Origin of the sequence: Peribacillus sp. R9-11 (assembly GCF_031345095.1) — a bacterium.
In the GTDB taxonomy this organism is placed as follows: Bacteria; Bacillota; Bacilli; order Bacillales; family DSM-1321; genus Peribacillus; species Peribacillus butanolivorans.
Genome location: NZ_CP133763.1, coordinates 795,750 through 810,564 on the forward strand (window position 1 = coordinate 795,750; position 14,815 = coordinate 810,564).

Below are 14,815 nucleotides of genomic sequence, written 5' to 3' on the forward strand. Positions count from 1 at the left end.
CTATTAACATTGGGGTTAAATCGGTAAATTTGTAAGGGTGATGCTTGCTTTGAGATGCAGTTCTATACATTCGGTGGAAGTTTAAAACTTCTTTGAGTACAAACTTCTTTGGGTCGACCTTCTCCATAATATAATATTCGGTCATGACGGTGTATTCACCTCCATTTCAACATTATTTTAAATATTCTTGGGGATTTTACGTGCATATTAAATATGCAGGTACCTCGTGGCTATCGAGGCACCTACATATCATTGCAATAATTACAGGCTATTTCAACGCGGGTAACTTTGTTAGAGCTACTAGCATTTTGACGTTAGGGCCTGAGGTGTATATTACGCACATCAGCTTTTTACCCACTTTATACATTGTATATATGCCTTCTTGACCTTCATGAACAATTACTTCTTTCAGATTTACACCGCTACATTATAGCCGTCAATTTGAGAGGCTCAGTGAACTAGCGGAACAATAGGTTACGAAAACTATTCGTACCCTAAAAATCATTATTGATATTAGAATCAGTTAATGGTAGTGGCCCGATGATTTCAGATTTCTATATTCATAGCATTGAGTTCTGCTTCCGTATAGCCAGAAGCGGATAGTGCTATTTCAATTTCTTCAGCAGCCTTATAATCAAATAATTTAAATTTAGACATTAAAGCGAAAGCATTTTGATCTTCAATTGCCAAGGCAACAGCTTCCACGTCTTGTAGTAACTTCAGGTCTTCAATGTAGAATTGAGCGGTTCGCATCGCTAAATACTCATTCAGTGTAGTTGAACTGTAGAAAAGTCTTGTTAAAGTAGCGATTGCGTTAGGAACGAAAATCTTATTCATAATTACCCCTCCAATATTCTTAATATTCTGTTATATTAATCACTACAAGTATGAGTCACCATAAAAATGTTGTCAATCTTTATCTGTTGAGCACTTTTACTTACCAGATGAATGTACATCTGTACTCAAATTGAGTAACTAGAAAATGTCGATAGACGCCTTTGCCAAAGGAAAGAAACGATTACAATGCTTTCACTTGAAATGATGGTGGAACAATATCAAGAAGAAATACAAACAATGATAGAAAGTTTTAAATTGAAATAAATAGAAGGAGGAAAGTATGGAAGAGTAATTAAAAGCAATCTCTTCCCTTTTAGGGGGTCTAGTAGGGGATTATTAACAATCTTCTCGTAGGACGTACACACCACTTCATTATTACATAGTAAATATTTCCTTTGTTTTTTAACTGTATGATTTTAATATCTAAACAGTTTATTATATTGATAAAGGAAGAATAACTTAAGCTAATACTATAATGAAATAAGTCTTTAAAAGGGAAGTGATAGTTAAATGCTTTATATAAGCGATATCGAAAAAATAATTAATAACACATTAAATGAGCACAATTTGGATATTATTTGTGAATTTGACAATAATCTAAGTGCACCTATGAGTTATAACGTATCGACCAATACTATAAAGTTTAATTATCTTCAAGTTAACGGTTATAAAGGAAAAGTTAGAATTAAAGAGACAGAGGAAGACTTTGTTAAAATTATTCTTTATCGTATTATTGGTTATTATTTAGATTTTAAGAAAAACAAACATGATTTAAGGATTATGATGTATGGTCACGAAGAGGAAAAAGAAAAGCTGAAATCTGAAATAGAAACTAATGCTTGGGATTATGGGAGAACATTAATACCTGAACAACTATTGGAGTCATATGATAAAGTCCGTGAGTTAGATAAAATGCTAATAAATTAATGTAATTAAATTGAGACCCGACTTTAAACTGAAAGCCACATCATTTTTAAGTATGTAATATTAGTTCCAGCAAACGTGAAGAGTTAAAAGAGCTTTTCCTCCCTTGTTCACTCTGGATTTCCCATTTTCAAGGCAACCTAGTAAGGTAGTAATGGAACAGGAACACTTATAAGGAAGCCTCCTTGGAGGGGCAACTGGTAGAATACTCTTTGGAGATTCGCTCTGGAGCTAGCTTTTTTGAGTGAGAAATTAAACTGATATCCAATAAGACAAGACCAAGAGAAAGAGGAGTTGTCTGAGAAAGCTTGACTAATAAATAAATAGAAAATGAAAAATGGGGTTTTTGAGATTACATAGCTCTCTATACGGTCCTCTCCTTTGTCATTATAAGTCAATCAGAACTATGTAACCGTTCCTCTATATCAGAAGCAATGCAAAGAGAGTGAATAGCCTCCTCCCACAATGAAGATAGTAGCTCCTGTAACTTTACTTCTTTTATTATCTGCTTCCTAGTTTTGCAAATAATAACTATGAAATATGGTAATAAATAATAACAACACTTCACAAGACAAATTTTCAAAGGGGCGGAAAATTGTGAACAATATGGGATGTCAATGTAGGTCCAATGAAGAATTACAGCAACTGGTTGATCAGGCAAAAAAATATACAAATAAGGGAAAAGTGGCGGACTATATACCGGCTCTTGAAAAGGCGAATCCTGAGGGCTTATCTGTGGCTATTTACTATCCTGACGGTAAAGGGTATTGTGCGGGGGATGTAAGTGGTAAAGTGACTCTGCAAAGCATATCAAAAGTTTTGACACTTGCTCTGGTATTAATGGAAAAAGGTGAAGAATATGTCTTTTCCTATGTAGGAAAAGAACCCACCGGTGATCCTTTTAATTCGATTGCCAAGTTAGAGACAAACAAGGCATCCAAGCCGTTAAACCCGATGATCAATGCAGGTGCATTGACTGTGACCCACATGGTTGCAGGTGACAGTGTAAATGAGCGATTCAATCGTATTTTACATTTCATCCGGGAATTGACGCAAAATCCTACTATCGGTTTTAATGAAGATGTTGCACGTTCAGAATACAATACAGCAGACTTAAATAGGTCGCTAAGCTATTTTTTAAAGCAGCATAATGTAATAAATGAGGATGTGGAGGACCTAATCGAATTGTATTCGAAGCAGTGTGCCATTGAAATGGACAGTCAGGATTTGGCGAGGATCGGCTGTGTGCTGGCCATGAATGGGAAAGATCTGTTGACGGGAAAGCAAATCATCCCCGGGGACATTGCCCGTATTTGCAAGACATTCATGGTTACCTGCGGCATGTATAACGCATCAGGTGAATTTGCCATTAATGTTGGAATTCCGGCTAAAAGCGGTGTGTCAGGGGGAATCATGGGGGCCGTCCCCGGAAAATGTGGGATTGGAATTTATGGCGCTGCGCTTGATGAGAAGGGGAACAGTGTTGCCGGGATAAAGATCTTGGAAATGATGGCGAAAAAGTATTCCTTAAGTATGTTTAATATGTAAACAAGGTTGTCCGTATTTATCAAAATGAACCTGATGACATGTATGGCCTTACAAGAGGAAAAGGCCTGCCAGGTGCAATTAGTGCAGTGGCATTAGTAAATGTGGTTCACTCCAAAGCCTTACAGAAACAAAGCATTTACTTCAAGCTGCAATTGTAATCGTTACTTTCAAAGCACAAAAAAGGACCTCTGCACATAAGGCAAGGTCTTAAGCTCGATTATAACAAGTTGGATAGAAGGGATACTTTTCTATACAAAGCATTTGCCTCTTTATTCTGATGTTCCCCCGCCTCATTTAGATGTCCTTCCATATCGGTCATTAAATCAGCTAATTTCAGTGCCTTTTGTCTGTCAGAAATATTACTGCGAATGATATATTCGTACTTTGCATTGTATTCAGTTAGTGTCATTTAATCCGTCCTCCTATAGTACAAAGCCATTTAAGCTGTCCTCTATTTCTTCATCAGCAATTCCTATGTACTTCAAAGTTATTTCAGGGTGTGAATGGTTAAGAATCAATTGTAATTTAGCCACGTCTTTACTCTGTTTATAGTACCAGTATCCGAATGTTTTCCGCATGGTATGAGTTCCTACACTTTCAATGTCTACCATATCTGCGGCTTTATTAAGCTGTCTGTATGCTTGTATCTTGCTTATCGGCTTATCACCTTTGCGTGAAGGGAATAGCCATTCGCTATCAATGGTATCTATATAAGTTGCTAACTCATTAAATACATTGTTAAGTTGTATTGTTCTAGGCTTCTTTGTCTTGCCTTCCTTAATGATAATTTTCATCTGGCCTTTAATATCCTTTACCTTCAACGATAATAGATCAGACACACGTAAGCCAGTATTTATTCCTAAAAGGAACAATATGTAATCTCTTTCGCTGCAATGTCTTTTCAATGACCATTTCATATCATCTAATTTTTCCAATGATCTGATTGGTTGAACGTCAATTAAATGTTCTTTCGCCATTTTGCATCAGCTCTTTCATCCTGCTAGTAGAATCAATGATTTGAATGTATACTTTTATCTGATAGTTAAAGAATAACACTTGAACAGGCAAGAAGTCAAAAAAATTACCGTTTTGAAAGTAAACTTTTAACTATTTGTTTACATTGGGTGTGCCTTGATTAAATTATTGGTGACGAATCCGGTGCACAAAGGGGAAGCCCTAGTATAGTCTATTTGCTGCATACAGAACACTGAGATTAGCTTGTTTGGGTCATAACCAAACAGGTTTTTAGTATGAAAGGAAATCCACAGGAAAAAATGGAATAGAATAAAATAAAGGAAAAAATTTTCACCCCCATATCTTTTTCTCTTTCTAAAACGTTTATAGGATAGAGGGTGTTGAAGGAGTGAGAAAAATGATAAATAAGTTGAAAGAAGATATTTCTGAAGGAAAAGATAACGACATGATTTTGCGTGAAGTCTATCCTGAATTGCTTCGGTTTTGCCGATTCCTTACCCAAAATAATTGGGATGGCGATGATTTAGCACAGGATACGATACTGAAGGTAATGCAGGGCTATGGGAATAAAACGGAGGTAACAACGGCTTTATTGAAGACGATAGCCCGTCATTCCTGGATTGATACGATACGTAAAAGAAAAAAAGAATCCGTAGAGGATCTGAAGGACACCGAACAGCAGGGGGCAATTGGGGAAAATGCCTTTGAAACGGTTGAATATATTATAAAATCCCTTACCCCAAAACAAGCTGTGGTGTTCATATTAAAGGAAGGGTTCCTCTATCGATCTAAAGAAATCTCAGATTATTTGAACACGACGGAAACGGCTGTAAAGGCCATCTTGAATCGTGTGAAAAAGCGTTTTGACAAAGATGGCATTGATGAGCGTAAGTTGTCCTGTGCGGAAGATTGGCAAGATGATGAGGAACAGAGGCTGATGTCTCTGATGACGCAGGCTTTGAAGGTCCGAAATCCTGATATCCTCATTAGAAGTATTCCATCTTTCAAATCCCTGAACAGTGAATCAATGATTCCTAAACTGATGAATCGTTCGATGCACTCCAAAGCATGCTTCACTCCTTCAAACACTCTCTCAATGGCTGCATAGCCAATCATTTTGTTAGGAGGAAGAAGAGATATGACTACCATTCCATATGTAATTGAGCAATCCAGCAAGGGTGAGCGCTCATACGATATATATTCCAGACTTCTAAAAGACAGAATCATCATGATTGGGGAAGAAATCACCGATCATTTAGCCAATAGTGTGGTTGCTCAATTGTTATTCTTGGCAGCAGATGCCCCTGATAAAGAAATTACCATCTTCATAAATAGTCCTGGGGGATCGACTAGTGCCGGTTTTGCTATTTATGATACGATGCAATATATTAAACCTGATATCCGGACTGTATGTACGGGTATGGCTGCATCATTCGGGGCAATGCTTTTATTGGCGGGTACGAAAGGAAAAAGGTGCGCTTTGCCGAATAGTGAAATTATGCTTCATCAACCTCTTGGAGGGGCAAGGGGGCAAGCTACGGAAATTGAAATTTCTGCCCGAAGGATTTTGAAACTGAAGGATCATATCAATCAGATCATCTCGGAAAGGACTGGGCAGCCTATCGAAAAGGTGGCTAAGGATACTGATCGTGATTATTTTTTAAGCGCAAATGAGGCGAAGGAATACGGTATTATTGATGAGATAATCGTTCAGGGGAATTAATTCATAAAAAGGCTACTTGAATTTTGAACTTTCTCCCATTAAGTGGAGAGTTTTGTAAAAAGACCTAATTAAAAAATGACATCAGTAATGGATGAGGTTGCAGACAAAAATAAGCTGAAATATGGAATGAAGAGAAACAATCGATATAAATTTATCGGCTGTTTCTCTTTTTTTATCTATTCACTGATGTGATTACATTCATAGTGGTAAACAAAATACAATTATACGAATTAAGGTCTGGTTGTATGGTTATTAAGATGGGAACAACAAAGAAATATCTTTAATATAGTGCCAATATGAGTTGAGAAAAACACCATCTAAAAGTCGTAAATTGAGGTTAAACGAATTTAGCTGACTGTATTATTGGATAAGATAGGTTGATTTCCTTTATGATAGGGAGGCATATTAACTTAGTAAAGTCGAATTAGGATATTAAGACTTGAAAAATATAGTAGGAAGTAACGATATGTAATAACTCAATCAAAGGAAGTGCCGTAAGAATGAATCTCGATAAAACAGCAATCACTAAAATTCGTACAGGTCCCATGTTTGCGGTGATGTTGGCTGGTGCTCTCGTCGCTTTCTTGAATCAGACTCTAATCAATATCGCATTGCCTCAATTGATGAATCATTTTGAAATATCGGCTGCAACAGCTAATTGGCTGACAACTATCTTTTTGTTGGTCAATGGGATTGTCATCCCGATCACAGCTTTCTTGATGGAAAGGTTTAACACAAGACAATTATATCTAACTTCGATGGGACTCTTTGCTTTAGGAACTTTTTTATGTGGAATTGCACCTAGCTTCTCCGTCTTATTGATCGGACGTGTGGTTCAAGCTGCAGGTGCAGGGATTTTATTCCCTTTGATTACAAATGTGATTTTCACTTTATTTCCTCCTAATAGACGTGGTTTTGCGATGGGGATATTTGGAATTGCGATGAATTTCGCCCCAGCCGTAGGACCAACGTTATCAGGATGGATTGTACAAAACTATTCCTGGAGAGTTCTGTTTTTTATCATTTTCCCATTTGCACTTCTTGACTTTCTTTTTGCAATTTTTATCATTAAAAATGTAGGGGAAACTAGCCGACCCAAACTCGATAAAATGGGTGTAATTCTATCCACTATCGGATTTGGAGGAGTTCTATACGGATTTGCTACAGGCGGTACTAAGGGGTGGGGCAGTTTAGAAGTCCTTATAATGTTCCTTGTTGGCGGAATCAGTATAGTATTATTTGTCTGGAGACAATTTACCGTAAGGCATCCTATTTTGGAATTTCGAATTTTTCGTTATCGGATGTTCACATTAACTACGATTATCAACGTCATCGCGACTATGGGTATGTTCTCTGGAATGATATTAATGCCAATCTATATGCAGAATATCCGTGGCTTTACTCCCTTGGAATCTGGCCTCATGCTATTGCCTGGAGGTATTGTAATGGGGATTATGTCTCCTATCACAGGTAAGCTGTTTGATCGGTTTGGGGCGAGATGGCTAGCGGTAAGCGGACTTGCTATTACTATTATTACAACCTATCTTTTAACACGGCTTGAAACAGATACGTCTTATTCTTATGTGGTATGGGTATATACTATTAGAATGTTTGGTATGTCGATACTGATGATGCCTATCTTTACAGCTGGATTAAATGAATTGGCACTTAGCTTAAATAAATACGGAACAGCAATGGTTAATACGTTGAGAATGGTTGCAGGTGCTGTCGGCATGGCATTCTTTGTGTCAGTTATGACAAATCAGGGAACGAAACATGTACAGGGAATTTTAACACAAAATCATATCTCACCAGAAAATAAAACCCAAATGGCAATGGCCATTAAACAAGGAAGTGTAATGGGGGTAGATGATGCATTTATGATAGCTACATGGTTAACCATAGTTGCGTTCATACTGGCCTTTTACATACGGCGAACTTCACCACAAGAAGATACCATCACCAATCGATTATCAAAAAAACAAGTTTGAATAAACAAGGCAAAGTTAGTGAGTATCACATCTAGTTCCCTAGGTACAATAAATCCTTTCATTATAAACGGACTTGCCTTAAGATGACATATAAATACCAGAATAAGGGACACTTTTTATGAGTGTCCCTTTTCATTTCAGACAGAAAGTTTTATTTCTTAATAAGTAGTCTACTGGATTCGTTGTCTTTATTTACAGGAACATCTTTTCCTACTGTGACACGGCGAACAACGCGATGTTGGCTCTCATAGTCTGCAATAGCATAATGCTGCGTGGCTAAGTTATCCCAAATAACAACATCCCCTTCGCTCCATTGCCAACGTACGGTATTTTCTAAGCGGGTAACGTATGAATCGAAGATACTCAATAATCGTTCAGATTCACTTGTTGTATATCCTTCAACTCTTCCCGCAAAGCCACCTAATAACAAATGCTTTTTCCCAGTTTCTGAGTGCACATGAACGACTGGATGTCTCGTTTTATAAATTGTCGATTCAAATACATCACGATATTTCTTTTTAATCTCATCATTGATATTTTCGGTTGGTTTGAATTGAGCGTAATCGTATTCATTTGTATGGATGGCCCATAGTTCGTCTGCTAATTTTTTCAATCCTTCTGGAAGATCTTCATATGCTTTATTCGTATTTGCCCAAACTGTATCTCCACCCACTTTAGGAATGGTTACGCCTCTTAAAACAGAGTATTTAGGAACTTCTGGAACGAAAGTAACATCAGTGTGCCAATGGTTTGCTTTAGCACCTTGTTCAGAATCAAGTTCGAAGATATAGTTTGTATTGTCTTTGACCGGTACTGTAGGATGTGCATAAGGCTCACCTAGTAGTTTGGCAAATGCTTCTTGACTAGCATCGTCCAAATGATTTTGACCTTTGAAGAATACGACTTTATAATCGTTTAGCGCTTGTTTGATTTCACTGAAAATAGCTAAATCCAAGTCTCCGCTTAATTGGACTCCTTGAATTTCCGCTCCAATTCTTCCTGCTACTGGTACCACTTTTAATTGTTGTGTTTTAGTTTCCGTCATAATCAATCTCCTCCTGAATGGTATGTTTTTTTATTTTTTAAAGGCTTCATCAATGTATTCATTGTGGATCCGGTTTTTAAAATTAAACGATTTCTTGATATAACCCACACCAGCTAAAGTATCGATTGATTCTTGTTGTGCTTTGATGGCCTCTTCAGTAAAGAAGATATTTGGCTCTTCAGCCGTTATTATTTTCTTGACTGTGTCCACAGGCAATTTAGTTTCTTTAGAATAAATTTCAGATGCTTCATCTGGATTTTCAATTTGCCAATCGGCTGCTTTTTTATAAACCTTTAAATAGGCCTCTACAATTTCAGGATGTTCTTCGGCAAAACCCTTACGTGCAATGATTGCACCAGGAGCTAATATTTTTCCTTTTACTTTAAGTGCGACTGCATTTCCTTTTTCAATATTATTAAGATAATAAGGGTTCCATATGGCCCAAGCGTCCAATTGTTTGGTTTCAAAGGCGGCCTGGGCATCATCCGGTTGTAAATTGATGAGTTTAATATCATCAGTCGTTAAACCATGAGCTTTCAATGCCTTAATTAAATACACATGGCCCGTTGTCCCCGAGGCAACACCAACCGTTTTTCCCTTTAAGTCTTCAATCTGCTTTATGCTACTATCTGCTTGAGCTAGGATCCGGACAGAAGACTCACCCTGACCTGTTTGTGCAATCACTTCGAATGGTAGATTCTTATCAATTCCGGCAATTAGTGCACCATCCCCTAAAAAAGATAGGTCAACCCTGTTGGAAGCAAGGGATTCCAACAGCGGGGGACCACTCGGGAATTCACTCCACTCGATTTGGGCATCCAGTTTAGAAAACTCTTCGTCGAACAATCCCTTTTCCTTTGCAATGACTAATGGCCCCATCTTGCCATTTAGGGCAATATGCACTTTTAGTGGATCACTTTTTCCGGAAGCTTTGCCGGCATCGGAATTACAGCCTGCTAATACTGCGATACTGATGATGGCAAGTAGTACTGCGGTTAACTGGCTACGATATTTCTTCATGAATTCCCTCCCTTTTTTATTACACTTACCACATCTGGATAGTCAGATTAATGACAAAAAAGAGATTCAACGAAGAGTATGCCGGGGTTACTCTTCATTGAATCTCCGGTAGTCCAGTTGATTCACATGACTTTTATTGAATTGGCTCCTTTGTGAAGCGGATTGGTGTATGAATGCATCTTAACAGCTGTTAGAATAATCTGTCAATTATTTTTTATAATTAATCCGATAAAATAAATTGGTATTAGGTGTTGATATTAAATAATCGATAAGTTAATATAAAATGAAATATTGAATCGACTAGTTAACTAGAGATTCAGCAAAGGGACATTATGTGTCTTCTTGCTGGATCTCTATTTTTTTTATTTGAGAAAGGGTGATGAGTATTGGTATCGACGTTAGAAATTAATCACGTAAGCAAGACATTTAAGAATGATAATGAAAGAGTCCATGTTTTGGATAACTTGGATCTATCCGTAAACAATGGTGAATTCGTTACCATCATTGGTCCGAGTGGTTGCGGGAAAAGCACTTTATTAAAGTTGATCGCAGGACTTGATTTAGACTTTGAAGGCGCGATTATTGTAGGCAATCAGGAGGTTAGTGGCCCTTCCAAAGACCGTGGTTTCATTTTTCAAGAGCACCGTTTATTTCCATGGTTAAACGTGGAGAAGAATATTTCAGGTAACCTTCCATTAAAAAAGCCAGAAATACGAAAAAGGGTGGATGATTTGATTTCACTTGTTAAACTTAAAGGATTTGAAAAGGCATATCCACGCCAATTATCCGGTGGAATGTCTCAGCGGGTCGCGATTGCCAGAGCCTTATTACGTAACCCTGAAGTTTTATTGTTAGATGAACCATTTGGTGCATTGGATGCTTTCACGCGAACACATCTTCAAGAAGCATTATTGGAAATATGGGAGAGGAATAAGACAACGATGGTGCTTGTCACCCATGATATTGATGAATCGATCTATTTATCGAAGAAAGTGGTCGTCATGGATGCAAAGCCTGGACGGATTAAAGGTATCGTTCCAATTGATTTACCTTATCCAAGAACTCGAACAAGCAAAGCGTTCCAAGAATTTAGGTCCGTTATTTTAAATCAACTAGATCATCATCCTGAAGAAAAGGAAGATTGGAGCATCTAATAAAATTTTTAAAAAGAAAGAAAGGATGAAGAAAATGTCTACACAGACCGTTGCTCAAAACAAGACGATTGTCATTAGGAAAACGACAAAACAATCCAAAATGGCCAAATCAGCATTTCGAGGATTATTCCTTCCTGTTGTAGTGTTGATTGCATGGCAATCATTAGGTTCAGTTGGAATCCTGCCTGCCCAATTATTCTCATCACCTTTATTGATCGTTACTACTTTTATTGATCTCGTTCAGTCAGGTGAAATGGCCATACATTTACAAATTAGTTTAACGCGGGCGCTTCTTGGCTTTGCATTAGGTGGTTTTTTAGGTTTATTGATCGGAGTCATTGTTGGTATGCAAAAAAAATCCGAGGAGTATTTAAACCCAAGCATTCAAATGTTACGAACAGTTCCTTTACTTGCCATTACACCTTTATTCATTATGTGGTTCGGATTTGGTGAATTATCTAAAGTACTGCTTATTGCGTTAGGTGCTTTTTTTCCTTTATATTTACAAACCTTTTTAGGACTTCGGAATGTGGATAAAAAACTATATGATGTTGCTCAAATCTTAGAATATAGCCGTCTGGAACAAATAACGAAGCTCATGATTCCTGCAGCTTTACCAAACATATTACTCGGTATCCGTTTAGCATTAAGTTCCGCATGGATGTGCTTGGTCGTCGCTGAATTATTAGGGGCAGATAAAGGGGTAGGCTTCATGATCCAAGATGCCCGTTCATTTATGCAAACTGACGTCGTATTCGTAGGTATCATCATTTTTGCTCTCGCTGGTAAAATCTCAGACTCTTTTGTCCGCTTTTTGGAAAATCATTTACTGAAATGGCAAGATAGCTTTAAAGCTTAATTGAAAAGGATGACCGCCCGTGATGGGAGGTCATCCTTTTTTTGTTTTGTTGGAGTTACTGGAAGGTGTTGTTTTTTATTCTTTTTCTTTATATAAAGGTAAAAAAATAGTGAAGGATGTTCCTTTATTCAATTGGCTTTTAACTATAATTTCTCCCTTGTATTTTTGGGCGATATTATAGCAAACAGTTAAGCCGATACCGGTACCTCTTTCTTTAAGTGAATAAAACGGCGTGCCTAGTATTTCAAGCTGTTCCTTAGAAAGTCCTATACCTGTATCCGTGATTTTTATTTTTGCCATATTTCGTTCTTGTTCTGTTTCTACAGTGATAAATCCGGGATTGTTCATTGATTCAATCCCGTTTTTAATAATATTTACTAATACTTGTTTAAGTTCAATCGGATTCATTTTGATGTATAGTTCTCCGCTAAATTTAAGTAGAAAGCCTACATTACAATTATTAGCAAAACTAGTTAATAGATCAGAGATTTTCTGAATTTCATGATTCAAATGAATAACCTGGATATTTCCTGATTGTGGTTTTGCTAATGATAAATAGTCATTAATTATTACCTGTGTATATTCAAGTTCTGTAAGCATGGTTTGTACATAAAATTTTTCTGTTTCGTTCAGTTCTTTTTCTTGATCTAATAATTGGGCAAATCCTTTTACGACTGTAATGGGGTTCCTTATTTCATGCGCAATGGTAGCGGCTAGCTGACCGACTGAATTTAATTGTTTAGCTTGTTGAATTTCTTTATGAAATGCATTTGTGGATTGCATTCTATTGTTTGTTCCTATAAATACAAATACTAATATTATTTGTATAGCTATAAAATTCAATGTATTACCAAAACTATCTAATGCGACATACTCGTACGTATACTGAAGATTTGTATGCGAAATAACTAAGATAAAAGTAGGTCCAAGTATGATATTTAAAGAAGCGACAATATAAAACCCTATTTTATCAAAGAGAAAAATGGGGATTAAGGGTGCTATTGCGAATAAAGACAACATAATTGCAGTATCTGGGAATACCCAAAATTTAATATATAAATAAACAGTAATTAAGAAAATGAACAGGGTTTTATATAAATTAGTTTCTTTTTTTACGAAAAATAACAAAGAAAGAATGATTCCAGATATCAAAATGACCTGTAAAGACATATCGTAAGGATTAGCTTTCCAACTTATTGGAGATACAGAAATGCCAACTAATAGTAAAAAGGATATCATTGCCATAAATGCCTTAAGTATAAATCGGTGTTTGTTTTGATAATACTGATAGTTTTTTAACATAATTCCCCTTGATTTTAATATTCTGTTTTTTTTAATAGTAATCTTTTACTAGTTTTTTGTAAATCAAAAAAACATAGATTTTGATATCTCATTTTACAAAGCTTTAAATTGGGAAGCAAATTAAGTAAAATAAGTCTAAAGGAACTGGATAGTGCATTCAATATAGGTGAAACGAACTAAGTGATTTATATCAGTATGCTGTTTTATGGGTTTCTTTCCTTATTTTTATAGAGGTGTAGTTTCTTTACACTATATTAGTTGTAGCTTTACATTTCCCTTCTAAAATGAAAGTAATAATAGAAGGGAGAGAGGGAAATTGAAAACTAGTATAAAGAAATTAGGTCTATGTATTATGAGCGTAGGATTTATATTACAGGCTACATCGTTGGATGCTTCAGCTGCTTCAGCAAAAGAAAATCACTCAAACTCATCAATTTATGAGAAGAAAATTGTGAATATCGCGCATCGCGGTGCTTCTGGTTATGCTCCTGAACATACCATTCCCGCTTATCAATTGGGAGAACAAATGAAGGGTGACTACATAGAAATCGATCTCCAGATGACTAAGGACGGAAGATTAATAGCGATGCATGATGAAAAGGTGGATCGCACAACAAATGGTACAGGTCTGGTGAAAGATTTAACACTAGCAGAAATAAAAAAACTGGATGCCGGCTCTTGGTTCAATGAAAAATATCCGCAATTTGCAAAAACGAAATATAAAGGGTTAGTGGTTCCAACTCTTGAAGAGGTCTTTAAAAAATTTGGCAGACAGGCAAATTATTATATTGAGACTAAGTCTCCAGAGGTATATCCAGGAATGGAAAAAGAACTTCTAGAGGTTCTGAAAGATTATAAGATGGTAGATTCAAAGGGACGTACCAAAAATGTACTTATACAATCGTTCAGCAAAGAAAGTCTGTTGAAGGTTCATGACATGAATCCAAAGTTGCCACTGGTTCAACTTTTCTCTTATAAGAATCAGACAACTATTTCTGATAAAGAATTGGAATCTATTAAGGAATATGCCATTGGAGTTGGTCCGAACTTCACTAAGATAGATGGACAATACGTGAAAATGGTCAGAAATCATGGTCTTCAATTTCATCCGTATACAGTAAATGAAAGAGCTGATATGAAAAAAGCTTTAGAATGGGGAGCAACGGGATTGTTTACAAATTACCCTGATGTATTTAATGAGGTAATAAAAGAGTATAAAAAAGAAAAACACAATCAGATTATGAGTAAATGAAGAATAGATTGAGAAGATCTATATAAGCTTATTAGGAATCATCAACTAAATAAAGGTATCCATAAGCAAGCTTCGATTCTTCGGGGCTTTTTTTTGTATCTCGTTTTTTAGAATTTAAACCTAATCCGAAACTTCAGAAGAAGGATGATATTATCGTACGTGTGACATCGACGGCAATTTGCGCG

The 14,815-nt window shown here is 36.5% G+C and carries 14 protein-coding genes; 8 read left to right on the forward strand and 6 right to left on the reverse strand.

Annotated features, from left to right (window positions below; all coding sequences use genetic code 11):
• Window positions 1-546: 546 nt before the first annotated feature.
• The gene (locus RE409_RS03795; RefSeq protein ID WP_201182773.1) at window positions 547-837 is read right to left on the reverse strand and encodes a hypothetical protein; all 291 of its coding nucleotides are present in this window, start codon (window positions 835-837) and stop codon (window positions 547-549) included.
• A 510-nt stretch (window positions 838-1,347) separates the two neighbouring features.
• Here RE409_RS03795 and RE409_RS03800 point away from each other — a divergent pair.
• Both RE409_RS03800 and glsA read left to right on the forward strand, forming a co-directional pair.
• Window positions 1,348-1,764 (forward strand): hypothetical protein, encoded by a 417-nt coding sequence (locus RE409_RS03800; protein ID WP_201182771.1) that lies wholly within the window; start codon window positions 1,348-1,350, stop codon window positions 1,762-1,764.
• A gap of 603 nt (window positions 1,765-2,367) precedes the next feature.
• On the forward strand, window positions 2,368-3,309 hold the full coding sequence (gene glsA / locus RE409_RS03805; protein WP_201183498.1) for a glutaminase A: 942 nt from the start codon (window positions 2,368-2,370) through the stop codon (window positions 3,307-3,309).
• A gap of 217 nt (window positions 3,310-3,526) precedes the next feature.
• Here the strand turns inward: glsA and RE409_RS03810 are convergent, their stop codons facing one another.
• Together RE409_RS03810 and RE409_RS03815 are read right to left on the reverse strand one after the other, a co-directional pair.
• On the reverse strand, window positions 3,527-3,718 hold the full coding sequence (locus tag RE409_RS03810) for a hypothetical protein (protein WP_053344519.1): 192 nt from the start codon (window positions 3,716-3,718) through the stop codon (window positions 3,527-3,529).
• A gap of 13 nt (window positions 3,719-3,731) precedes the next feature.
• Complete coding sequence (locus RE409_RS03815) at window positions 3,732-4,286, reverse strand: site-specific integrase (protein ID WP_242485334.1); 555 nt, start codon at window positions 4,284-4,286, stop codon at window positions 3,732-3,734.
• A 395-nt stretch (window positions 4,287-4,681) separates the two neighbouring features.
• Between RE409_RS03815 and RE409_RS03820 the strand changes: the two genes are divergently transcribed.
• The 3 genes from RE409_RS03820 to RE409_RS03830 all read left to right on the forward strand — a co-directional run bounded on the left by RE409_RS03820 (window position 4,682) and on the right by RE409_RS03830 (window position 7,998).
• Window positions 4,682-5,392 (forward strand): sigma-70 family RNA polymerase sigma factor, encoded by a 711-nt coding sequence (locus tag RE409_RS03820; RefSeq protein WP_201182769.1) that lies wholly within the window; start codon window positions 4,682-4,684, stop codon window positions 5,390-5,392.
• A gap of 30 nt (window positions 5,393-5,422) precedes the next feature.
• A complete protein-coding gene (gene clpP, locus RE409_RS03825; protein ID WP_053344522.1) occupies window positions 5,423-6,007 on the forward strand; it encodes an ATP-dependent Clp endopeptidase proteolytic subunit ClpP in 585 nt (194 codons plus the stop codon).
• Between the two features lie 500 nt (window positions 6,008-6,507).
• Entirely contained in the window at window positions 6,508-7,998 is a 1,491-nt protein-coding gene (locus RE409_RS03830) for a DHA2 family efflux MFS transporter permease subunit (protein WP_201182765.1), read from the forward strand.
• A gap of 151 nt (window positions 7,999-8,149) precedes the next feature.
• Here the strand turns inward: RE409_RS03830 and RE409_RS03835 are convergent, their stop codons facing one another.
• The gene (locus tag RE409_RS03835; protein WP_201182763.1) at window positions 8,150-9,043 is read right to left on the reverse strand and encodes a TauD/TfdA dioxygenase family protein; all 894 of its coding nucleotides are present in this window, start codon (window positions 9,041-9,043) and stop codon (window positions 8,150-8,152) included.
• A 30-nt stretch (window positions 9,044-9,073) separates the two neighbouring features.
• Window positions 9,074-10,063, reverse strand: coding sequence for an ABC transporter substrate-binding protein (locus RE409_RS03840; RefSeq protein WP_309558558.1), 990 nt, complete (start codon window positions 10,061-10,063; stop codon window positions 9,074-9,076).
• Between the two features lie 386 nt (window positions 10,064-10,449).
• Here RE409_RS03840 and RE409_RS03845 point away from each other — a divergent pair, with 386 nt between their 5' ends.
• The gene (locus tag RE409_RS03845; RefSeq protein ID WP_309558559.1) at window positions 10,450-11,217 is read left to right on the forward strand and encodes an ABC transporter ATP-binding protein; all 768 of its coding nucleotides are present in this window, start codon (window positions 10,450-10,452) and stop codon (window positions 11,215-11,217) included.
• Window positions 11,218-11,242: 25 nt separating this feature from the next.
• On the forward strand, window positions 11,243-12,076 hold the full coding sequence (locus RE409_RS03850; protein WP_379161119.1) for an ABC transporter permease: 834 nt from the start codon (window positions 11,243-11,245) through the stop codon (window positions 12,074-12,076).
• Between the two features lie 75 nt (window positions 12,077-12,151).
• On the opposite strand, the gene RE409_RS03855 is transcribed toward RE409_RS03850, so the two are convergent.
• Window positions 12,152-13,378, reverse strand: coding sequence for a sensor histidine kinase (locus RE409_RS03855; protein WP_201182756.1), 1,227 nt, complete (start codon window positions 13,376-13,378; stop codon window positions 12,152-12,154).
• Window positions 13,379-13,730: 352 nt separating this feature from the next.
• Here RE409_RS03855 and RE409_RS03860 point away from each other — a divergent pair, with 352 nt between their 5' ends.
• Window positions 13,731-14,630 (forward strand): glycerophosphodiester phosphodiesterase, encoded by a 900-nt coding sequence (locus tag RE409_RS03860; RefSeq protein ID WP_397444172.1) that lies wholly within the window; start codon window positions 13,731-13,733, stop codon window positions 14,628-14,630.
• Window positions 14,631-14,815 lie beyond the last annotated feature (185 nt).